The organism is Gaoshiqia hydrogeniformans (assembly GCF_049347105.1).
GTDB classification, from domain to species: domain Bacteria; phylum Bacteroidota; class Bacteroidia; order Bacteroidales; family Prolixibacteraceae; genus Gaoshiqia; species Gaoshiqia hydrogeniformans.
This window is the reverse complement of the sequence record NZ_CP186334.1, coordinates 1,146,481-1,168,890: the sequence shown is the minus strand read 5'-3', so window position 1 is coordinate 1,168,890 and position 22,410 is coordinate 1,146,481. Positions and strand designations below refer to the sequence as shown.

Annotated in this window: 14 protein-coding genes and 1 pseudogene; 7 read left to right on the top strand and 8 right to left on the bottom strand. The window is 48.4% G+C overall.

The window, feature by feature from the left end:
- The first annotated feature begins 51 nt into the window (after positions 1-51).
- From ACOIT5_RS04840 to ACOIT5_RS04820, 5 genes and pseudogenes are all read left to right on the top strand, one after another.
- Positions 52-5,610, top strand: a complete 5,559-nt coding sequence (locus ACOIT5_RS04840) for an alpha-2-macroglobulin family protein (protein ID WP_423129338.1) — start codon at positions 52-54, stop codon at positions 5,608-5,610.
- Positions 5,610-8,027: a penicillin-binding protein 1C gene (gene pbpC / locus ACOIT5_RS04835; RefSeq protein ID WP_423129337.1), complete on the top strand. Its 2,418-nt coding sequence runs from the start codon at positions 5,610-5,612 to the stop codon at positions 8,025-8,027. The genes ACOIT5_RS04840 and pbpC overlap by 1 nt, the downstream gene beginning before the upstream one ends.
- 118 nt (positions 8,028-8,145) lie before the next feature.
- Positions 8,146-8,223: pseudogene (locus tag ACOIT5_RS04830) on the top strand (twin-arginine translocation signal domain-containing protein); the annotation flags it as partial.
- Between the two features lie 45 nt (positions 8,224-8,268).
- A complete protein-coding gene (locus tag ACOIT5_RS04825) occupies positions 8,269-9,642 on the top strand; it encodes an aldo/keto reductase (RefSeq protein WP_423130606.1) in 1,374 nt (457 codons plus the stop codon).
- A gap of 146 nt (positions 9,643-9,788) precedes the next feature.
- Positions 9,789-10,454, top strand: a complete 666-nt coding sequence (locus ACOIT5_RS04820) for an inorganic pyrophosphatase (RefSeq protein WP_423129336.1) — start codon at positions 9,789-9,791, stop codon at positions 10,452-10,454.
- A gap of 103 nt (positions 10,455-10,557) precedes the next feature.
- Here ACOIT5_RS04820 and ACOIT5_RS04815 read toward each other — a convergent pair whose 3' ends face one another.
- From ACOIT5_RS04815 to ACOIT5_RS04785, 7 genes are all read right to left on the bottom strand, one after another.
- Positions 10,558-11,820: a diaminopimelate decarboxylase gene (locus ACOIT5_RS04815; protein WP_423129335.1), complete on the bottom strand. Its 1,263-nt coding sequence runs from the start codon at positions 11,818-11,820 to the stop codon at positions 10,558-10,560.
- Between the two features lie 162 nt (positions 11,821-11,982).
- Complete coding sequence (gene dapF / locus ACOIT5_RS04810; RefSeq protein WP_423129334.1) at positions 11,983-12,846, bottom strand: diaminopimelate epimerase; 864 nt, start codon at positions 12,844-12,846, stop codon at positions 11,983-11,985.
- Positions 12,847-12,924: 78 nt separating this feature from the next.
- A complete protein-coding gene (locus tag ACOIT5_RS04805) occupies positions 12,925-14,475 on the bottom strand; it encodes an ATP-binding cassette domain-containing protein (protein ID WP_423129333.1) in 1,551 nt (516 codons plus the stop codon).
- 158 nt (positions 14,476-14,633) lie between these two features.
- The gene (locus ACOIT5_RS04800; protein WP_423129332.1) at positions 14,634-15,329 is read right to left on the bottom strand and encodes an energy transducer TonB; all 696 of its coding nucleotides are present in this window, start codon (positions 15,327-15,329) and stop codon (positions 14,634-14,636) included.
- Positions 15,330-15,602: 273 nt separating this feature from the next.
- Positions 15,603-16,328, bottom strand: a complete 726-nt coding sequence (locus ACOIT5_RS04795) for an ABC transporter ATP-binding protein (protein ID WP_423129331.1) — start codon at positions 16,326-16,328, stop codon at positions 15,603-15,605.
- Between the two features lie 2 nt (positions 16,329-16,330).
- Positions 16,331-17,803 (bottom strand): DUF5687 family protein, encoded by a 1,473-nt coding sequence (locus tag ACOIT5_RS04790; protein WP_423129330.1) that lies wholly within the window; start codon positions 17,801-17,803, stop codon positions 16,331-16,333.
- A gap of 138 nt (positions 17,804-17,941) precedes the next feature.
- Positions 17,942-19,390 carry a hypothetical protein gene (locus ACOIT5_RS04785; protein WP_423129329.1) on the bottom strand — a complete coding sequence of 483 codons (1,449 nt, stop codon included), beginning with the start codon at positions 19,388-19,390 and terminating at the stop codon, positions 17,942-17,944.
- Between the two features lie 100 nt (positions 19,391-19,490).
- Here ACOIT5_RS04785 and ACOIT5_RS04780 point away from each other — a divergent pair, with 100 nt between their 5' ends.
- Positions 19,491-20,501 carry an aspartate-semialdehyde dehydrogenase gene (locus tag ACOIT5_RS04780; protein WP_423129328.1) on the top strand — a complete coding sequence of 337 codons (1,011 nt, stop codon included), beginning with the start codon at positions 19,491-19,493 and terminating at the stop codon, positions 20,499-20,501.
- Between the two features lie 260 nt (positions 20,502-20,761).
- On the opposite strand, the gene ACOIT5_RS04775 is transcribed toward ACOIT5_RS04780, so the two are convergent.
- The gene (locus tag ACOIT5_RS04775) at positions 20,762-21,421 is read right to left on the bottom strand and encodes a DUF2461 domain-containing protein (protein ID WP_423129327.1); all 660 of its coding nucleotides are present in this window, start codon (positions 21,419-21,421) and stop codon (positions 20,762-20,764) included.
- A 126-nt stretch (positions 21,422-21,547) separates the two neighbouring features.
- On the opposite strand from ACOIT5_RS04775, the gene ACOIT5_RS04770 reads away from it, so the two are divergent.
- On the top strand, positions 21,548-22,279 hold the full coding sequence (locus tag ACOIT5_RS04770) for a 2-C-methyl-D-erythritol 4-phosphate cytidylyltransferase (protein WP_423129326.1): 732 nt from the start codon (positions 21,548-21,550) through the stop codon (positions 22,277-22,279).
- The last annotated feature ends 131 nt before the right edge of the window (positions 22,280-22,410 follow it).

Genomic DNA, 22,410 nt, shown 5'->3' with positions numbered 1-22,410 from the left:
AGTCTGTTTTCAATTTATTCCAAACCTGAAAAATCAAAAAAAAATCCTGATATGAAGCAAATTTTTACCTGGGCTGTACTTTTTATTTCAGCCGCCTTATTCCTTATCGCCTGCGGCGATCAAACATCGAAAGAAATAAAACCGGTTGACAGTGGGTTTACCCAGTATGTCAGCAGTTATACCAGCGGTGTTGTTTCGTGTAAAGCGCCGGTCCTGATTGAGTTTAGTCAGGATCCACGGCAGCCAGAACAACCGGGGGTTGAACTTTCGGGCGGGTTGATTTCACTTTCTCCTTCTGTAAAGGGAAAGGTGCAATGGATTGACAACCGGACACTGGCATTTCTGCCTTCAGAAAGAATGAAGTCGGATGCCGTTTATACCGTTACCGTGGCTTTGGGTAAAATTATTGATGTGCCCGACCGGTATAAAACGATGCAGTTCAGTCTGAAAACCATTCGCCAGTCGTTTAGTGTTAATAACTTGGCGCTCAGGTCTTATAATCATGAAAACATGAAACTTCAGTATTTGTCCGGCGTAGTTTATACGGCCGATTGTGCCGAAGATCAGCAGGTTGAATCGATTATTCAGGTTTTGAAAGACGATCAGAAACTTTCCGTGACATGGGATCATGATGCCGACGGGAAAAAACACAGCTTTCAGGCCGATAGCCTGCTTCGTAAAAATGTTTCGCAACTTGTGACGGTAAAATGGAACGGCAGTTCGATCGGCGATAACAAAACAGGGGAAGAAAAAATTGAATTATCCGCGCTCGATGTTTTTAAAGTCGTTGATGTACGGGTTATCCAGCAACCTGAACAATACTTGCAGATACGCTTTTCCGATCCCTTACAGTTGTCCCAGAACCTGGAGGGGCTGGTGACCATCGACAAAATCGGCAACCTTCGTTATCTGGTTGAAAACAACGAGTTGAAAGTGTATTTGCCATCCAGGCTGGCTGGCGATCACGAAGTTTATATCTCAGGGGGAATCCGTAATGCACTAAATTTTAAACTGAACGATCCGGTGACCATGCAGGTGCGTTTCGAAGACCTGAAGCCTGGATTACGCTTAATAGGAAAAGGCAGTATTGTCCCTTCGTCCAACGAGCTGATTTTTCCGTTTGAAGCCGTCAATCTGAAAGCCGTTGATTTACGGATCATCAAAATATTTACCAACAACATTCACCAGTTCTTTCAGCAAAATAATTACCAGCATAGTTCCGATATTAAGCAAGTCGGACGGCTGGTCCTTCAGAAACGGATCGACTTGAATGTCACATCTTTTTCCAGCCTTAAAAATTGGAACACCTACAGCGTTGATCTTGCCCGGCTGGTAAAAGTTGAACCGGGCGCGATTTACCGGGTTCAGCTTCGGTTTAACAAAAATTATTCCTTTTACGGATTTGAACAAATGCCGGAGGTTACCCAAACAGCGCCGGCGGATCAGCTGGAACAAGAGCAGGCGGCGCTAAGGGAAATGGATGAATGGAACGAGCCCGGCTGGTACTCGGACTACTACTACCCCGACGACTACGAATGGTCGGAACGCGAAAATCCCGGACATGTTTCGTATTATAATTCCAATCGTTTTGTGGCCCGGAACCTGTTTGCTACCAACCTGGCCATTATTGCAAAGGGAGGCGGCAATCAAACGATGAACTTTGCCGTGACCAATCTGAAAACAACAGCTCCCGAATCCGGGGTCAGCCTGAAAATATATAATTTCCAGAAGCAGCTGATGGAAACCGTGGTTACCGGGGCCGACGGTTTTGCCAAAGTACAGTTAAAACACAAGCCATTTTTGCTGGTTGCCGAAAAAGACGGACAAATGGCCTACCTGCGTCTGGACGACGGATCCTCGTTGTCGCTGAGTAATTTTGACGTAACGGGCGAAGTGGTGCAGAAAGGAATCAAAGGTTATGTGTACGGCGAACGGGGCGTGTGGCGGCCCGGAGACAAAATTTTCCTCACTTTTATCCTGGAAGATAAACAAAACAATTTGCCGGAAAACCATCCGGTGATCTTCGAGTTGATCAATCCGAAAGGCCAGACCGTGAGCAGGCAGGTGAAAACGTCGGGTGTCAACGGGTTTTACAGCTTCACTGCCGATACCGATCCGGAAGCGCCGACGGGAAACTGGAACGCCCTGCTGAAAGTGGGCGGACAAACCTTTACCAAACGCATTAAAGTAGAAACCGTCAAACCAAACCGGTTGAAAATCGACCTGAAATTTGATGGCAGCCAATTGTCGGTTGGGCAGGCTAATGCAAAAGGAAAATTACAGGTAAGCTGGCTGCACGGGGCAATCGCGAAAAACCTGAAAGCGCAGGTGTCGGTTAGTTTTTCGAAAACAAAAACCACTTTTAAAGGATATGTCAACTACGTATTTGACGATCCGGCCAAATACTTTTATGCGGAAGAGCAGGAGGTGTTTAATGATAAAATCAATGACGAAGGAGTGGCCGCGGTCAATTTTAAGTTGTCGGAGCTCACTTCTGCCCCGGGTATGTTAAACGCTCATTTTTCGAGTCGGGTGTATGAAGAAACGGGCGATTTCAGCACCGATGTACAGACCATTCCGTACGCACCCTACCGCTCCTTTGTGGGAGTCAAATTACCTGCATCTGATTCAAACTGGTACAAAACGGATACCTCCTATCCGCTCGAACTGGTCTCCGTGGATGATAAAGGGAACAAAATTGACCGGGACGGTCTGGAGGTGACTGTTTATAAAGTGGATTGGCATTGGTGGTGGGATGCCGGCGAGGATAACCTGGCCCGCTACGTGAACAACTCGTACGAGAAACCGGTTATGCGGATCAAGGTAAAAACGGTGAATGGCGCAGCCAGTGTCCCGCTTAAGGTCAACTATTCCAACTGGGACGACAACGGCCGTTACTTGATCCATGTGAAAGACCCGGAAAGCGGGCACAGCGCCGGGCTCACCGCTTACTTCTCCAAATGGGGATACTGGGCTGCCGATGGAATGCAGGAAGCGGCAACCATGCTTTCGTTTAAAACCGATAAAGAAAGCTACCTGGTTGGTGAAAAAGCCACGGTAAACATCCCTTCCGGAAAAAAAGGCAAGGCGCTCGTGAGCCTCGAAAACGGCAGCCGGGTACTGGATTTGTTTTGGGTCGATACCCGTGAAACAAACACGGTTTTCAGTTTCGATATCAAGCCTGAAATGGCTCCCAATATCTTTGTACATATTTCCCTCATTCAGCCGCACGAGCAAACCGATAATGATGCTCCGATCCGTCTGTACGGCGTAATCCCGCTTTTGGTCGAAGACCCGGCAACCCACCTCAGCCCGGAGATCAGCATGGCGGCCGAATTGACGCCCGAAAAAGCCTACGAAGTGAAGGTTTCGGAGAAATCGGGAAAAAGAATGACTTATACACTGGCCGTGGTGGACGAAGGTTTGCTTGACCTGACCCGATTCAAAACGCCCGACCCCTGGCCGGCATTTTATGCCCGCGAAGCCTTGGGCGTGAAAACCTGGGATTTTTACGATGATGTGATCGGAGCTTACGGCGCGCGCCTGGAAAAAGCTTTCGCTGTTGGCGGCGATGAAAGTCTGGCCGATGCCAAAAAGAAAAAAGTAAACCGCTTTAAACCGGTGGTTTCCTTTATCGGCCCGTTCACCCTCGAAAAGGGCAAAACCAATAACCATCAGTTGCAGATGCCGAATTACGTGGGCGCTGTCCGGGTGATGGTGGTGGCCGGCGACAACGGCGCCTATGGTAATGCCGAGAAATCGGTGAAAGTGCTGAAACCGTTGATGTTGCTGGCTACATTACCCCGCGTATTGGGCCCCGGCGAAGAAGTAAAACTGCCGGTCAACGTATTTGCAATGAAACCGGATGTAAAAAATGTGAAAGTCAGCATCGAAGTGAACGATCTGTTCAGCCCGCTTGGAGGTAGTTATCAGCAGCTTAACTTTGCTGAACCGGGTGACCAGATTGCCGGATTTAAACTGAAGGTAGCGGAAAAGACCGGCGTCGGAAAAGTAAAAGTAACAGCCCAAAGCGGCAGTTACAATGCTACGTATGAGTTGGAACTCGAGGTGCGCCCCTCTAATCCCGAGGTTGTTAATGTAAAGGAGAGCGTTATTCAGGCCGGGCAAAAATGGGAAGCTTCAGTGCAGGCCCCCGGCATGGTCGGAACGAATACGGCAACGCTCGAACTTTCGGGCATTCCGCCGCTCGACCTTGCCCGGCGCCTGGATTACCTGGTCCGGTATCCGCATGGCTGTATCGAGCAGGTTACTTCCTCAGTGTTCCCGCAACTCATGCTTAACCGGCTGACTGAAATTTCACCAGACAAAAAACAAAGCATCGAAAACCATATCAGGGCTGCTTTAAACCTGCTGGTCCGCTTTCAGTTGAATGACGGCGGATTGGCATACTGGCCCGGCTCTGCCTACTCCACGCCGTGGGGAACCAATTATGCCGGTCATTTCATGCTGAAAGCCGAAGAAGCCGGCTATTCGCTCCCGTACGGGCTGAAGGAAAAATGGCTGAGCTACCAGCGTAATGCCGCCCGCAGCTGGCAACGTTCGTCCGACTATGAGCATTCGTCGCTGATTCAGGCTTACCGGCTGTACACGCTGGCGTTGGCCCAAAAGCCCGACTTTGGGGCGATGAACCGTTTGCGCGAGGAAGCAGGTCTGGAACAACTGGCGCAATGGCGACTGGCCGCAGCTTATACGGTAGCCGGACAGCCGGAGGTGGCCGAAAAAATGATCAGCCGCCTGAGCAAAGAGGTGAAACCCTACCGGGAGCTTTCCTACTCCTTTGGTTCCGATTGGCGCGATAAGGCGATGATCCTGGAAACACTTGCCCTGCTGAAAAAACAAACAGAAGCGTTCCCGCTGGTGACAGAGCTTTCGGCCCAACTTTCATCAGACGACTGGATGAGCACGCAAACCACGGCTTACGCTTTGCTGGCTATTGCCGAGTTTGCCGGAGGCGGCCACCTGAAACAGGACCCGCTGAAAGCGAAGGTATCCTTTAACCAGGCAACGGCACAGGCAGTGAGCGCCAACAAACCGGTATGGCAGGCCGACATCTCCCTGAAAAACAATAAAACCGCATCGGTATCGGTGGAGAACCAGACAGAGAAGGTGATGTATGTCCGGGTGATGAGCAAGGGGATTCCGGTGACCGGCGACACCACCTCAACCCAAAGTAACCTGTTTATGAATGTACGCTATACGGATATGCAGGGTAAAGCCGTTGATCCGGCAAAACTGGCCCAGGGAACCGACTTTGTAGCCGAAATCAGTGTGCAGAACCCCGGACAACGCGGTCTTTACAAAGAATTGGCCTTAACTAACATTTTTCCGTCAGGTTGGGAGATCATTAACATGCGGGTGAATGATGTGGAGAGTTCGTTGAAAAGCGATGTGTCCGATTATCAGGATATCCGCGATGACCGGGTGCTGACCTATTTTGAATTGAAGGCGAACGAGAAAAAGACCTTTCGGATTTTGCTGAATGCAGCCTACGAAGGAAAGTTCTACCTGCCTTCGGTTCAGTGCGAGGCCATGTACGACAACCGGATCAACGCCCGTAAACCCGGGAAATGGGTAGAAGTGGTAAAATAATGTTGACAAGGTTGCGGCTTTACGGAAATCAAATGGTCTTCCTGCTTCTTCGCGGGCGTTTGTCAAAGAAGAAACTGATCTGTCTGGGTTCGGGCCTGGGTTTATTTATCTTTTTTCTCTTTTGGTGGTTTGCTTTGCCATCCCCCTTGTTTTCCGATCCTACCTCCACGGTGATTGAAAGCAGGCAGGGAGAATTACTGGGCGCCTACATTGCCGCTGACGGGCAATGGCGTTTTCCGGAGGCAGACGAGATTCCCGGCAAATACAAAAGCTGCGTACTGGCGTTCGAAGACCGGTACTTTTATTACCATCCCGGCGTAAATCCCGTGGCCATGATGAGGGCGCTCAGTCAGAATGTCCGTCACGGCAGGGTTGTCAGCGGGGGGAGCACCATCACCATGCAGCTGATCCGTATTTCGCGCAAAGGCAGGCCCCGTACGCTTTGGCAAAAACTGATCGAACTGGCGCTGGCGGTGCGGCTCGAGTTAAGGTATTCGAAAGAAGATATCCTGCGGATGTATGTTTCGCGCGCCCCGTTTGGAGGGAACGTAGTGGGGCTTGATGCAGCGGCCTGGCGCTACTACGGTCGGAACCCGGATGATCTTTCCTGGGCAGAGTCGGCGATGCTGGCGGTATTGCCCAATGCGCCTTCCCTGATCTATCCGGGTAAGCAAAACGAGATTTTGCTTGAAAAACGGAACCGGTTACTGAACAAACTTCTTCGCATCGGACAGATCGATTCCACCACCTGTAAACTGGCCAGGCTGGAGCCCCTGCCCCGGCAGGTATATGCCATTCCGCAAACTGCCCCCCACCTGCTTAGCCGGGTGTTGGGCGAATATCCGGGCAAACGGGTGGAAACCACCATTGATCACCAGTTGCAAGGGCGGGTGAACGAATTGGTCAGGCAGCATTTGGTCAGGCTCCGGGCCAATGAAATATACAACGCCGCGGTATTGGTTCTGAATGTTGAAAAAGGTGAAGTCCTCGCATACACCGGCAACTCGCCTGACCCGGGAGACGGGCAGCACGGGGAGCAAGTCGACGTCATCAGGTCGCCGCGCAGCTCGGGCAGCATCCTGAAACCATTTTTATACGCGGCCATGCAGGACGACGGATTGATCCTGCCCAACACGCTGATTCCCGATATTCCCACGCAGATTGGCGGATTCAGCCCGCAAAATTTCAATCTACAGTTCGAAGGCGCCGTGCCAGCTTCGGTGGCGCTTGCCAAATCGCTCAATATTCCTGCTGTTCGTATGCTCCGCGATTTTGGGACCGACCGTTTTTACAGCCTGTTGAAAACCCTGCATTTCTCAACACTCAACAGGCATGCCGATCATTATGGTTTATCGCTGATCCTGGGAGGAGCAGAGGTTACATTGTGGGATTTGGCCGGCGCATACGCTTCGTTGGGACGACTGCTTGTTCATTATGAGGAAAACGACGGGCTGGCCTTCCGGGATGATTTCCGAAGGCCGGTATACCAGGACCGAAACTTTTCAAAAGAAGCGGCAAGCCGGACCCCGGTGTCTGCCGGAGCTGCCTGGCTGACCCTCGATGCCCTGATGAACGTGAACCGGCCCGATGAAGAATCGGGTTGGGAGATGTTTTCTTCGTCGCGGCAGGTCGCCTGGAAAACGGGGACCAGCTTCGGCTTTCGCGACGGTTGGGCAGTGGGCGTCGATCGTCATTTTGCGGTAGCCGTGTGGTGCGGCAACGCCGACGGGGAAGGACGTCCCGGCCTAACCGGCACATCGGCTGCCGCACCGCTGCTGTTCGATGTATTTAACCTGTTGCCCGCCGGAAAATGGTTTACCCAGCCGGTCGACGAAATGGCGCCGGTTGCGGTATGCCGGGATAGCGGTTGCCGTATCGGACCGTATTGCACACAGGCCGATACGATGTGGGTCATGCAAAAAGGCCTGAATACCACGGCCTGCCCTTATCATAGGCTGGTACATCTCGATCCGTCGGGCGCGATGCAGGTTAGCTCGCGGTGTTTACCGGTAGAAGAAATGCTCCATCAGCCGTGGTTTGTGTTACCTCCGGTCATGGAATGGTACTTTAAACGTAAAAATCCGTTCTACAAAGCACTGCCGCCATTTCTTCCCGGTTGCGCCGAAACCGTGCAGGAGGTGATGGAAATGATTTATCCGCGTGAAAACAACCAGGTATTTGTACCGGTACAGCTCGATGGCACGCCCGGCCAGGTCATTCTCGAAGCCGCACACTCCCTGCACGGCGCGGTGATATACTGGCACCTGGGCGAAAAGTATCTTGGACACACCCGCGGAAACCACCAAATGCCTGTACATCCGGCCCCGGGAAACTACCTGCTGACCTTAATCGATGATCAGGGAAACAGCCTGGTTAAAGCTATTGTGATTAAGAATAGGGCGGATAAAGAACGCTAAATTAACCTGTGTGTCCGGTTCTTTCATAAGAATACCTGATACTTTTCTGTTTTTATCTGGTTCTGCTTGTGGATATTAACGATTTTTCGTTGTAACTTTAAGAGATAAACCAGTCAGCATGGAAAAAGAAAAACCTTTTCAACTGAATCGCAGGAACTTTATTAAGATTTCTGCCGCGACAACCGCAGGTGCAACTTTCCTTCCTCTTGATAATTTTGCGATCAGCCAATTGCCAGTTCCTATGAAACGGAAGTTTGGTAAGATCGATTTTGAAGTAACCACGCTGGGTCTTGGCGGGCAGGCTTCGCTGCAATGGACACCCGAAGGGGTCGATCCGGTAGCGATCATTTTGAAAGCTTTCAACATGGGGATTAACTACTTTGATACTTCTAACCTGTATGGTCCCAGCCAGCTGAACTTCGGAAAGGCATTCCGGCAACTGAACCTGATTCCGGGGGTGCCGGAGTATAATTTTAGTCTGAGGCAATCCGTTTTCATCACTACCAAAACGCATATCCGGTGGGGAAACAATAATTTCCCGGCAGGCTCAGATACCGTTCGGAACTGGACAAACGGCGATCATGGTATGGGAGCCGTTGGCGATCTGAAACGTTCGCTTTCGCAGATGTTTGGCGACGGTAAAGGAAATTATCCCAAAGGCGCTTATGTAGATATGATCCTGGCGCATAACCTCAATTTCATGGACGAGGTGGATGTGCTGTTTAAAGGATTGGAAACGCCGCTTGACCCGGAGGGTGACTTTGGCGCATTCGTGGCTTTACGCGATTATCGCGACGGAACTAACCTCACGGGACTGAATCCCGATCATGAACGGCTGGTCAAACACATCGGTTTCTCCGGGCATTACAGCGCTCCGGTGATGATGGAGATGATCCAGCGAGACAGCTTCGATATCCTGGACGCCATGTTGGTCGCCATTAATGTTAACGACCGGCGTATGTTTAATATGCAGTACAACGCCATTCCGCTTGCCCGTGAAAAAGGAATGGGCATCATTGCCATGAAAGTATTTGCCGATGGCGCCATGTACGACAAAGAGGCAAAATGGTCGAACAACCCGGCCGACGTGGTTTCGCGGGTGGGTACCCCGGCCATACCCAGCCGGCCGCTGGTCGAATATTCACTGACAACGCCGGGAGTACATACCGCCATTATCGGTATCGGGCACATTGATGATGATCCGATGAAATGCCAGATGGTGCAGAACTTTTATGCCGCGCAGATTGAACCGGATGGTTTGCCTGAGTCCATACGAAGAAGTTATGAGGAGCTTGGTTTAAAAGCAAAAGACGGAAAAGCCAACTACTTTCAGATTGGTGCAAACGAATTAAGCGCTCCCAATGATGTGGAGTTTATCCATAACGACACGCTGGTTGAACTTTCGTGGCGCATCGCTTATGCGGGTGACGAACCGGTAAGCCATTACGAAATCGTAAAAAACGGGAAGGGGGTCTATAAAATCAATCATATGCCGATTGTAACAAAAGACAAAAGTAAGTACCGCGACCGGCAGGCTAAACCGGGTGATGAATACCAGGTGGTTGCTGTTGACCGGATTGGGAGAAGGGCTGCGTCTGATACCTGGACGGTTTAAATGTATTGATTGATTGGTTTTTTTAGCCTGTCTGATTTTTAATGAAAATATCCGGCAGGCTTTTTTATTTTTGCGGGGAATTTTGAGGAAGCCGGAAACAATTTGATTTGTGCCGGGTTTTAGTGTACAGTTTTAAAACAAAAGTTATGGTAGACAGATTGTCTGATCCCATCGGGAGGCTGATGGGACTGCGTTATAAATCGCATCCCTGGCATGGAGTTGCTATTGGAAAAGATGCCCCCGAAAAAGTAACGGCCTTCATCGAGGTGGTTCCTACCGATACGGTTAAGTATGAGATCGATAAAGACAGTGGTTACCTGCGTATCGATCGTCCCCAGAAGTACTCCAATGTGGTCCCGGCTTTATATGGGTTTATCCCGCAAACGTTTTGCGGCGGCGCGGTCGGAGAATATTGCATGCAAAAAACCGGCAAAACCGGAATTCGCGGCGACGGCGACCCGATTGATATTTGCGTGTTAACCGAAAAAGACATTACCCACGGCGATATCCTGGTTCATGCCCGTCCGATTGGCGGGTTCCGGATGATCGACGGGAATGAGGCCGATGATAAAATTATCGCGGTCCTGAATAACGACGTGGTTTATGAAGGTTATAAAGACGTAAACGATCTGCCATCGATTGTGGTGGAACGTCTGAAGCACTATTTTCTGACCTATAAAGATATGCCGGGGAAAGACAAAGACACCGAGATAACCCATACCTATGGGGTTGACGAAGCCCTTGAGGTGATCCGGCATTCGATGGACGATTACCAGAAGCGTTTCGACAATCTGGGAAAATTATTGTACTAAGCGTAAAAACCTGCGGAAGGATTTGCCCAGATAAACAACAAACCCTGAAGTTGCCGGATAACAGCAAGTTCAGGGTTTTGTATGAGGAGCCAGGCAAGCCGTTTTATTCAAATGCAGGCAGGGCGTCAAAATTGAGGGTGCCAAAGTAGTCGTCGAGGGTTTCGGCGCGGCGGATTTCCACCACTTCGCCGTTTTCGCGCAGCAGCAACTCGGCCGAACGAAGTTTGCCGTTGTAGTTGAAACCCATGGAATGGCCGTGCGCCCCGGTATCGTGAATCACCACAATATCGTTGGGTTCAATCTCCGGCAGCAACCGGTTGATGGCAAATTTGTCATTGTTTTCGCAGAGCGATCCGGTGACATCGTACAACAATTTGTGCGGCTGGTTTTCCTTGCCCATCACGGTGATGTGGTGGTAAGCGCCGTACAGGGCTGGGCGCATCAGGTTAGCCATACAAGCATCGAGGCCTGCATATTTTTTATAAGTTTCTTTAATATGAAGCACTTTGGAAACCAGGAATCCAAAAGGCCCGGTAATAACGCGTCCCGACTCGAAGAAAACTTTCAGCGGGGCGAGTCCGTTGGCTTCAATTAGTCTTTCGTAGCGTTCTTTAATTCCGGCGCTTACCCGGTACAGGTCAACCGGTTTGTGTTCACTTTTATACGGTATACCGATGCCGCCGCCCAGGTTGGCAAATTCAAACCGAATTCCAACTTCTTTTGATATTTCAGCAATCAAATCGAATACAATTTCTGCTGTTTCAACAAAATAGTCGGCATCCAGCTCATTCGAAGCCACCATGGTGTGAAGGCCAAAACGTTTCACACCTTTATCTTTCAATAGCTTGTAGCCTTCGAATAATTGTTCGCGGGTAAATCCGTATTTCGATTCTTCGGGATTCCCGATGATGATATTGCCCTCTTTAAGCGCGCCGGGATTGTAACGGCAGCAAACCAATTCGGGTAAGCCAACGTGAGTTTCCAGGTACGGGATGTGTTTCAGGTCGTCCAGGTTGATGATGGCCCCCAGTTCAACAGCTTTTTGATATTCATAAGCGGGGGTATCGTTCGACGTGAACATGATTTCTTCGCCATGCATGCCCAGCCGTTCAGCCAGCACCAACTCGGCCATCGAACTGCAGTCGATGCCGAAGCCTTCTTTCCGGAGCAGTTTCATCAAAAACGGGTTGGGAGCAGCCTTGATGGCGTAATACTCCTTAAAACCTTCGTTCCACGAAAAAGCTTCGTTGAATTTTCGCGCGTATTCCATCATTCCTTTTTCATCGTAAATGTGGAAAGGGGTCGGATGGTTTTCTATGATTTGCTCAATCTGTTCTTTTGTAAAGGGTAATTTTTTCCCGATCATATTCATTTTTAGTTTGAAGAAAGGGCAAAGATATTAATTAAAAAAAGCCCTTTTCTTTTAATTCAATATTTATACGTGCCAATTAACAGAGATTTGACAAATTTTGGCCGGTTTTGTTCATGAAAACCGAATCTTGCAAGTTGATTTTTTCTGACGGGAGCATCAACTGTTCAGGTGATCGAGCAACTCGTTGCTGAAATAGCCGGATGCAATCTCGCGGACTTCGCCGGTCATATGAATTTGCCAGTCTTCTTCAATCTGAAGCTTTAATTCTCCTCCCGGCATACGGAGGGTTAGTTTTCGGTTGGCGAGGCCTTTTTTCACCATCATAGCGGCCACCGCGCTCGACGAGCTTCCTGAAGCCAGCGTGTAACCTGCGCCACGTTCCCAAATCAGAATTTCAATCACATCGGGCGAAACCACTTTGGCAAACTGCACATTGATGCGGTTCGGGAATTTCGGGTGATTTTCGATTTGCGGACCGTACTGCATGATCTCGTCGACCGATAATTCGTCTTTCACAATAATACAATGCGGGTTTCCAACCGACACGCAATTGATCAGGTAGCTTTTTCCGTCCAGTTGAAGTTCTTCATCCAGGCATTCTGCGAGTGTGCTTTTTACCGGAACGTTTTTCGCTTCGAATACGGCGCTGCCCATATCAACCTTAATGGTGCGTGCTTTCCCTTTTTCCTGCTCAATGATTTCGGCATTAACCAGTCCCCCAAGTGTTTCGATGGTGAATGAAGCCGATTTGGCATATCCGTAGTCGAACAGGTATTTGGCAAAAATACGCAGGCCGTTTCCGCTTTTCTCGGCTTCCGACCCGTCCGGGTTGAGGATGCGCAGGCCGAAGTCGGCTTTATCGGAGTTTGTCAGCACTAAAATGCCGTCGGAGCCAATGCCGTAATGAACATCGCAAACCGTGCGGATATTTTTTTCGGTGAGTTCAAAACTGATGTCGTGACGGCTGACAACGATGTAATCATTTCCCAGCCCGTGCGATTTTACAAAAAAGTTCTTCATGGCTCTGTTTATTTTAGATTGATGTACAAAAATAGCAATGTTAATTTTCGAAAAGAAAGTAATAATCAGCCTTCGGTCTTAAATTTCACGATTTGACCAGAATCCGCAGTGTTTGGCTTGCCCGTTTTCAAGGAGCAGGAGTTGGTTTACACAAACCGGAATTTCGTCACGAAGGTGGGTTACGTAAATCAGGGTGGTTGGCAGTTGCGTGCAAATTTCGTCGATTAAATGCACAAAATGCCGGGTTTGATCCGGGTCGAGCCCCTGGCAGGGTTCATCCAGGATCAGCAGGGACGGCGATTTAATCAGCGCGCGTGCCAGCAACAGCGATCGTTGTTCGCCAAGCGATGCCTGCATAAACAGCCGGCTGTTCAGGTGCTCCAGTTTTAGAATCGAAAACCAGGCTTTGGCCAGGTCGTGTTGCAGGTCGGTGGGCGCCGATGCGAATCCAATCTCGTCGCGAAAGCCGGAGACCATTACATCCAGGCAGGAGAGGGAATCGTATGGCGTGTGCGGCTGGTTATTCAAGCCGGGGATGGTGTTAAAGATGCCTTCTCCCCTCAAAAAATAGAGGTGCAACTCGGGCGACACAAGACCAATTCGTTTTTTGATGTCCCAGATACTTTCGCCGCTCCCCCGTTTCCGGTCGAATAAAAGCAGGTCGTTGGCATATCCCTGCGGGTTGTCGGCGGTAATCAGGCTGAGCAAGGTGGTTTTTCCTGCGCCGTTATGGCCGAGCAGCGCCCAGTGTTCGCCGCTTTTTACCTGCCAGTTGATGTTTTTCAGGATTTCTTTTCCGCCAATCGTTACATGCACATTTTTCATGCGGACGATTTCGGTGAACGTGTCTCCGGGCGGTGGTAAAATACGGAATAACTCATGGGCGGTTTTATTCAGGTCAAAGACAGTCCCCGGAAATGCCGGTTTGTAGACGGCGGCATCAACCTGTTGTAAAATTCTTCCGGCATGGATCTCAATCACCCTTGTGGCGCCCGGGGGAATGTGGGCGGGAGAGCAGATAACGACCAGTGAAATTCCGTTTTTTGTCAGGCGGTGTAACAGCAAACTCAGGTTGTCGCGCGAGGCGGCGTCCAGACCGATAAAAGGCTGATCAAGGATCAGTACGTCGGGGTTTTGCAACAGAGCTGCGGCCAGTTGGGTCCGCTTGCGTTCGCCGTTGCTAAGCTGCAATAGTTTGCTTTCGGCCAGGTGGTTAATTTGCATTTGTTTCATAAGCCGGCTGACCGTGATTGCAGTGGCAGCTTTCGCCGATTTTTCATGGATTGCCTGCAAGTAGGCCAGAACGGTCGGGGTGTTTTCCATTCCCTGGTTTTCGTATCGCTGGCCGTAGTAGGTACTTCGTCTGCCCGAAAGCGACATAAAATGGTCCTGCTGGTCAACCATCAGCCGGATTAAACCCGGAGCAAGCGTCAGGCTGCCGTGCGAAGGCGCAATTTTTCCGCTCAGGAGCCGGCCCAGGGTGGTTTTCCCGCTTCCCGAGTTTCCGGTAATGGCCAGTAATTCACCTTGTTTGATTTTCAGATTGATGTCTGAAAGAATTGTTGACAGTCCGCTTTTCAACGAAATACCACAAGCTTCTATATAGGTAAGACCGGTGATTCTACTCATTGTGCTGCATTGAGAGCTGAAGCACAAAGATAAGCCTGAATCCGGAAAACCGGGAGCTGTCAGCCCGATTTACAGGTTGAAAATAAAAGACGGCTACAAAAAAAGAAACCTCTCGGGAGGAGAGGTTTCCAGAAAAGCAATTTCATGTTGGATTGCGTTTATTGCAATACGAAACTTATAGGTACACTGAACGATACCCTGACGGGTTCTCCCCGTTGTCTGCCTGGTTTCCAAAGAGGCAAACTGTTTACGACCCGTAATGCTTCTTTGTCCAGGGCCGGATCTACACTGCGGATTACCCGTGCATCGGTAACCCGTCCATCTTTGCCTACTACAAAATTGACATAAACCTTTCCCTGCACGCCGTTTTCCTGTGCGACCACCGGATATTTGATGGAATTTGCAATAAACTTGCGCAATGCCATTTCTCCGCCGGGGAACTCGGGCATTTCTTCCACGATGAAAAAGATGGGAGAATCATCTTCGGTTTCTTTCTCTTTACTGAAGGCCGTCATAACCGGTGTGATGTCGATGGCTGTTGCGCGGTCGGCTTCGGTATCTTCAATATTCAGCTCAACTTCGATTTCTGTATCGTTGGCAACAATGTTCAGCACTTCGATGACTTTGGGCGGAGGTGGCGGTTCCGGAGGTTTCACCTGTTCCTGCCGGGTAATCGGGATCATTTCATTTTCGATTTCCTGTACCGTTGCGGCGCCCAGTTGGCTGGTTTCCTTAATTGTCGATTTCCATTCAAAAGCGAGTAAACAAATGCCCAAAGCCACAATCAGACCAATTTCAACAAAAATGTTGTGGTACCGGTCCATATCGACACTTGGATATTTTTTAGTTTCCATTTTGGCTCTTTTAATACGTGATCAATGATACTGAGGTACATTAAATTGTTTGTTTTGACGCATCAAAATAGTTCGTTGCCACATTTGTCGGAAGGGATATTCCTCGCAGGAGGAGATGAACACGGTTCATGGGTTACTGATTTTAATCGGATATTTTTCAATGAATTATACGATGTTCAGTCCGTGCAAGTTTCCAAACGATGGAAGAAGAAGTATGGTTCTGAAGCTGTTGTTAGACAGAAAACCGGCACCGGTTTGGTTTTGCTGAAGAATTTAATCGAGACTAAAAACTCCCGGTTCCTTCACGCATCCAAAAAATGCTTCTATTTCCTGTAAGGTCGATTCTGTTTTGGGAACATCTTTTACAATTTTACCTTTTTCGAGGATCACGATACGGGTGCAAACATCTGTGATGTTATCCAGGGTATGGCCCGAGATCAGGAAGGTGGTTCCGTTCAGCAAAGCATGTTTGCGGATCAACGCCCTGAGTTTAAACTGCGAACTGGGGTCGAGGTTGGCAAAAGGTTCATCCAGGATCACGAGCTCCGGTTTCCCCATCATGGCCGCGGCAATACCAACTTTTTTCTGGTTTCCTTTTGACAGGTCGCGGATAAATTTCTTTTTACCCCGTATTTCACCGCTAAAGAAATCGTCAAATTCAGCCAGGTAATTTTCCTGGTCGGCTTTGTTCATTTCGCGTAACTCCCCGATAAAACTAAAATATTCATCAGGAGTGAGGTAGCCGATTGTAAAACTTTCGTCAATAAATGATCCGGTGAAGGTTTTCCAGTCTTCCGATTCGTTTACCGGGATGCCGTTATTGATGATCCGGCCCCGGGAGGGAACAATCAGGTCGAGGATGAGGTTAAATAAGGTGGTTTTCCCGGCGCCGTTGTTTCCTACAATGCCAAATAGTTCTCCTTTACTGATTTTAAGTTCGGGAATATTGAGTACGATTTCTTTTTGATAGGCTTTGATCAGTTCAATCAGTTCAATCATGGCTATGAGTTTTTATAATTTTTAATCAGTTGGTATTTTCTTTGCCGGTATGCTTTTGTAAAATATTCGAACAGTTGCGGCTGAAGGATGATGCCCGCCAGGCCCAGACCTGCCAGGAACAACAGCGCCCCGGTACTGCCGGTTGCTAATTTCGCGAGACTGAAGAGCAGGATGGGTCCAACGATAAGTGGAAAGCTGATCAACCATTGTGAGGCGCCCATGCCCTGGTAATTAAAAACCGAAGAGTTGCTCAGGTCGAGCGCCCGCTTGCTGTATTTTCCGAAGATGAAGATTATATTCATGTTTACACCAATGTGATAAAAAAGCATGGCCGTGTGGAAATAGATAACCCGTGTATCCAACAGGGCATAAGGTAAGGTTAACAGGTAATAAATGAACGATACGACCACGTTGATGTAATAAAATGATTGCAGAAATTGCTTCATCTTAAAATTCTGGCACATCAGCATGGAAAAATAGTTACTGTGCCAGGCCGGGAAAAATTGTCCGATGGAGAGTGAAAACATCGAAACCATAAACAACCCTCCAAAAATCAGCATCAATTCCGGGATTCCTTGCCCCTTGTCCTGATAAAGGATCAATCCGTACAGCAGAAAAATAACCGTCATCACGAATTGGGAGCGCGGGCGTTTGTTCCGCCAAATCATCCTGACTTCAAGTGAAATAAATTTGCCGTAATCGCCGAACCTGTTCATCCACGAGAAATCGCGGATCACGGAGGTTTTTTGGTTGTTTTCAATCAGGTTGAGGTATAGTTTCCGCTGAAGGTAGCGGTCGTTCATCCAATAAAACAATGTGGGAGCGGGGATTAGCAAAAAAGCGAGAGCGGGTTGTTCCAGAACGACGTCGAAGAACCGGCCAAATGTGCCGCTAAAATCAACCAGACCGAAATGGTTCAATCCGTACAGCGATGCAAAAACCGCGATAAAAAGATAAATTCCGTAACTGCTCTCGTTGATCCACCATTTCAGGTACAGCGAAAGAAAATGATTGGTGAATATCATCAGAACCAGTCCGGTAAGCCATACCAGTACGTTTGTACCCGGATGGCCCGGCGCTGCCAGGGTGAAACAAACAGGCACAAGGAGGAAAAGGGGCAAAAAATTGAAAAAGTGAAAAGCGGAACGAAATAAAAGGTAACGTGAGATCTCGCGGCGCCGGATGTTCAACACGATCAGGGGTTTAAAGCTGATGGTTGGCAGGCTTTGAAGCAGTTGCCTGATTAACAGGTCGAATGCGAAATAAATTAATAGCAGGCTGTTAAATACGCTAACCGGATCTGAATCGGGATACCTTTCTTTCAGTATCTGCGGTAACGAAAGGCCCAGCGCAAAAAAAATCAGGCCAAAATAAAGGGCCAGAAAGCCGAGCATGATGTTTGTGGCAACGCTTTTCCCGAAAGCGGATGAGCGGGTGATCTCCTTCCAGGTTAAGTACAAAAGCTTTAGTTTCATTTAATGGTTTTTTAGTTGAGCTTATTTCAATCATTCAGAATAAGTTGATGCCTGTTTCGCAATCAGCTGTTCGTGTATGGAAAGATACGTCTTATTCCTTGTCCTTTTGTTACATAATGCGGTGTTTTTTATTTATTATCAAAATAAGCGGTCGGTTAAGGTACAGCTTTTCCTGATCTGTTTGATTTGTCCTGTCGGGCTGATTAACTCGATGTAAATCACATAAATGCCAATGCGGGCCTTGCTGCCGTCTTCCAGCATTCCGGTCCAGGTCCATTCACCTTCCTGTCCGATTGTTTCGTTTTTTACCAGGTCCTGCAAATAGCTTCCGCGCGAGTCGAATAGTTTCAGATTGGCCCGGTAGTCGGGTTCCGGCAATCGATAGTGTATACTCAGGTAATCCTGGTACCCATCGTTATTCGGAGAAAAAACGGTGGGTTCCAGGCGTATTTCGGCCTGAACATATTCGGGATGCAGTTGCATGGAGTTTGGACAGCCGGGTGTGGCAAAACCAACTGCTGCCGCTGCCGATAACCAATTCTCCGGATCGTCGCTTTCCCGGTCGGCTGAAACCCGCTCAAGGGAAACACCTTTCCGGTTGGCCAAAAGCGGGTTGTGCATGGTTTCGCGGTAGGCCAGTTCATCAATTACATTCAGCGAGTCGTCGAGCAAAACCACATAGCCGGATGCATTCGGGTACGAGGGGAGTTTTTCCATTTGCCAAAAATTTTCGGGGCATGAGCGGAGATAAAAAAACGGAATGCCGGTGGTGTCTTCACTAAGCAGTAGATATGCTCCGGGCTCCATGTAATCGGGCGCTGCCGAAACGGCGTAAATTTGCCTGAGTTCCTGATTCCCGTCGCGAGAAGCAATAAAAAGGTGATCGAGCCGGATTGATTTTTCGGATCGGTTGAAAAGTTCTACAAAATCGGATCCATCGGCGTAGGGGTTAAACAGCAGTTCGTTGATCAGGATATCGCCTGCCTGCGCCAGGTTTTCGGGAAGCAAGGGCGGATCTTCCGATTCGACACTTACATGGTCAAAAATAACCTTATCGGAAGCATAACTGCTGTTTAGTTTGACGATGATCCGCAGTGAATCGCCATTCAATCCGCTTTGACTGGCAAGCGCCTCGCCCCAGTTACCCTCGTTTATGCCGTTGCTTTCAAACAGTGTTTCCGGCTGGTTGTCCAGTTGGTAAAATACATACAGGTACTTTCGGCTTGCCGTGTTGCCGCTGCCGGTCTCCCAGGCAGTTAATTCGCAGCGTACATTGGATTTGTTTTTAATCGAAATCCATCGCGACATCCAGATGGCTTCCCCGTCGCAGTCCTGGGCCTCAAAACGTCCGCCCGAAGTAGAAACCGTTTTCACGTAATCGTTCTCGGCGGTGAACTCGCAGAAGACGGTATTCAGTGTCCACTGATCGATGCCTTCCAGGTCGGTATGGACAGTAATACCATCGGCATCTCCCCATGTTCCTTTGTTGGGAAGATTAAATTCTTCGGTCCATACAAAACCGGCGTAACTTTCAATTGTTAAGAAATTTACAAGTAGAATGAGAAAAAACCAATTATTGGTGTTCATCTGCTAAAAAATTAAAAGTAAACTACTAATTTTGGAACCTTTATGCGTTAAGCTGAAGGGATTTATAAACGAAGATTAAATTAACAAAATTTTTTTAATTATGAAAGTTGCAGTTGTTGGTGCAAGTGGCGCGGTGGGCCAGGAGTTTCTGAATGTACTGGCAGAACGGGATTTTCCACTGGACGAGTTGGTGTTATTCGGGTCGGCAAGAAGCGCCGGCGCCGAGTATGTGTTTAATGGAAAAAAACTGACAGTCAAGGAATTAAAGCACAATGATGATTTTAAGGATATCGATATCGCTTTAACATCCGCAGGCGCGTCTATCTCAAAGGAATTTGCATCGACCATTACCAAATACGGGGCTGTTATGATTGATAACTCCAGCGCATTCCGGTATGATACTGATGTTCCCTTGGTTGTTCCTGAAGTGAATCCGGAGGATGCCAGAAATCGTCCGCGTAATATTATTGCCAATCCAAACTGTTCGACCATACAGATGGTGGTTGCCCTGAAACCCATTAACGACCTGTCGAAAATCACCAGAATACATGTAGCCACTTATCAGGCTGCGAGCGGCGCCGGTGCTCAGGGAATTGCCGAGTTGGAAGAGCAAACCAAGCAACTGGCGAATGGCGATGAACCGACGGTCAGCAAATTTCAGTACCAGTTGGCTATGAATATCATTCCTCATATCGATGTATTTCTCGATAATGACTATACCAAAGAGGAAATGAAGATGAACTGGGAGACTAAGAAAATTATGCACACCGAAGCCGAGGTGAGCGCTACCTGTGTACGTGTTCCGGTTGCCCGCTCGCACTCCGAGGCAATTTGGATCGAAACCGAAGAAGCCTTATCGGTAGAACAGGTACGTGACGCTTTTGACCGGTTTGACGGACTTACGGTTATCGACAATCCGCAAAACAAAGAATACCCGATGCCTTTGTTTGTGGCCGGGCAGGATGATGTCTATGTCGGACGTTTACGCAAAGACATTACAAACCCCAAAGGCCTGACCTTTTGGTGTGTGGGCGATCAAATTAAAAAAGGAGCGGCGCTGAATGCTGTTCAGATTGCTGAATGGTTAATTAAAAGCGGGGAAATTAAATAAGCAGATTCAGTCTTTTTTTGCCTGATAAAGAGTAATATATACTGAAAAATAAAAGAAGCCGGGGAGAATTCCACCGGCTTCTTTTGCGAAATGGGTTGATTGGGAAGAAACTAACCTACCATTTATCCGGGGAAGCGGAAATAAGTAACCCCACTTTTAAAAAATTTAAATGAATGAATGTGTTTTTTGTGCGAAACATAGGCTTTCTACCAACGAACGACATATTTTTTGGTTGTTTCAGTATTCTTCGAAACACACGTTTACGCCCATTTATCCAAGGCGGCATTTAAAAAACGGTTGGCTTTGTATAATTCGCGGAACACCTTCACGGAATAATCGACCAGATCGCCGTTCAGCAGTTGTTTGTCGCTTACTGGGATTCCAAACGTATAGGATTTGTATTTTAACAGGTCGACATCTCCGAAATCTTTGTCAAAACCTTTTGGCGCGGTTTTCAGCTTCTCGCCTTCAATCCCGCTGAAATAATTTTTAAAATCCCGGTCGTTCAGTATTTCTTTCAATCCGTCGGCATGGTCCACGATCTCGAAGCGGATCGCTTTCAACTGTTCTGCCGGAGGGCACCAAATTCCGCCGCCCAGAAAAGAATTACCCGGTTCGATGTGGACGTAATAGCCGGCCCGTAAACTTTTTCGCCCGCCGTTGGCAATGAAACTTCCAAAATGGGTTTTGTAGGGAGTTTTGTCATTCGAAAAGCGAACATCCCGGAAAATACGGAACAAACATTCTTTCGGACTGATCATCGGGATATCCGGATCAAACTTCCGGATTTCTCCGATCAGGATTTCCGTAAGAAAAAGCATTTTGTCGCGATTCTCTTCGTACCGGCTGCGGTTGTCGTCAAACCATTCCTTGTTGTTGTTTTTTAGGAGAGCGGTTAAAAATTCGAGTAATGTTTCCATCGTTTTAACTGTTTTTTTGATGTTTATTTGGTTTGCTTTCAGTGTGAACAAAACAAAATTAAATCTTTTTAGTTGTCGATAAGCATGAACCTCCCGGAAGTTTTTTGGCTGACTTAATCAAACAAAATGCACGTTGATTTAGAGATGGAACGGGATGGATTGTTATTTTTGTCGTTAACATTCAACATCATGGAAAAGTTTGCATTGATTGTCGCCGGTGGTTCCGGCAGCCGGATGGGAGGCGAACGGCCAAAACAGTTTATGGAACTGTTGGGTAAGCCAATTCTGATGAGGACGATGGAGCTTTTTATATCGTATGATTCTTCGGTGCATTTGCTGGTGGTGTTGCCCGATAATCAGTTTGACGCCTGGAGCGCTTTATGCATGAAATACGGGTTTCGCCTGAAGCATCAATTGGTGCCGGGTGGTGCAAGCCGGTTTCAGTCGGTGAAGAATGGCCTGGCGGAACTCCCGGACGAAGGCCTCGTTTTTATCCATGATGGCGTCAGGCCCCTGGTTTCTTTTCAAACGATAAAGAACTGTGAGCGGATGGCTTTGGAAAAAGGCAATGCGCTCCCGGTTGTCCCGGTTGTTGAATCGTTGAGACAGGTTGAGCAGGAAGAAAGCTGTCATGCCGACCGGAATCAGTTCCGTTTAGTTCAAACACCGCAAACTTTTCAAAACCGGCTGATCAAAGAAGCCTACCGGCAACCGGAAATCCCGGCCTTTACCGATGATGCTTCGGTTTGCGAGGCAATGGGCGTGAAGATTAACCTGGTGGACGGCAATCCGGAAAACATTAAAATTACCTTCCCGACCGATCTGAGAATTGCCGAATGCCTGTTTAACCCGGCTTAATTCGGACAGAATACCGGATTGCAGGCTACTTTCCGGCTCAAATTCTCCATTCCTCGGTATTATTTCGTCGTTTACCGATTCCTGTTAACAGTTTTTTACATGGATGAAATACTTTTGAACGATTATTTTGC

What these genes read in the sequence shown, in the direction of transcription:
- ACOIT5_RS04800 (WP_423129332.1), bottom strand. Translation starts at nt 15,329, where the DNA reads ATGGAAACTAAAAAATATCCAAGTGTCGATATGGACCGGTACCACAAC.
- ACOIT5_RS04795 (WP_423129331.1), bottom strand. Translation starts at nt 16,328, where the DNA reads ATGATTGAACTGATTGAACTGATCAAAGCCTATCAAAAAGAAATCGTA.
- ACOIT5_RS04825 (WP_423130606.1), top strand. Translation starts at nt 8,269, where the DNA reads ATGAAACGGAAGTTTGGTAAGATCGATTTTGAAGTAACCACGCTGGGT.
- pbpC (WP_423129337.1), top strand. Translation starts at nt 5,610, where the DNA reads ATGTTGACAAGGTTGCGGCTTTACGGAAATCAAATGGTCTTCCTGCTT.
- ACOIT5_RS04780 (WP_423129328.1), top strand. Translation starts at nt 19,491, where the DNA reads ATGAAAGTTGCAGTTGTTGGTGCAAGTGGCGCGGTGGGCCAGGAGTTT.
- ACOIT5_RS04790 (WP_423129330.1), bottom strand. Translation starts at nt 17,803, where the DNA reads ATGAAACTAAAGCTTTTGTACTTAACCTGGAAGGAGATCACCCGCTCA.
- ACOIT5_RS04815 (WP_423129335.1), bottom strand. Translation starts at nt 11,820, where the DNA reads ATGATCGGGAAAAAATTACCCTTTACAAAAGAACAGATTGAGCAAATC.
- ACOIT5_RS04820 (WP_423129336.1), top strand. Translation starts at nt 9,789, where the DNA reads ATGGTAGACAGATTGTCTGATCCCATCGGGAGGCTGATGGGACTGCGT.
- ACOIT5_RS04775 (WP_423129327.1), bottom strand. Translation starts at nt 21,421, where the DNA reads ATGGAAACATTACTCGAATTTTTAACCGCTCTCCTAAAAAACAACAAC.
- ACOIT5_RS04785 (WP_423129329.1), bottom strand. Translation starts at nt 19,390, where the DNA reads ATGAACACCAATAATTGGTTTTTTCTCATTCTACTTGTAAATTTCTTA.
- dapF (WP_423129334.1), bottom strand. Translation starts at nt 12,846, where the DNA reads ATGAAGAACTTTTTTGTAAAATCGCACGGGCTGGGAAATGATTACATC.
- ACOIT5_RS04805 (WP_423129333.1), bottom strand. Translation starts at nt 14,475, where the DNA reads ATGAGTAGAATCACCGGTCTTACCTATATAGAAGCTTGTGGTATTTCG.
- ACOIT5_RS04840 (WP_423129338.1), top strand. Translation starts at nt 52, where the DNA reads ATGAAGCAAATTTTTACCTGGGCTGTACTTTTTATTTCAGCCGCCTTA.
- ACOIT5_RS04770 (WP_423129326.1), top strand. Translation starts at nt 21,548, where the DNA reads ATGCACGTTGATTTAGAGATGGAACGGGATGGATTGTTATTTTTGTCG.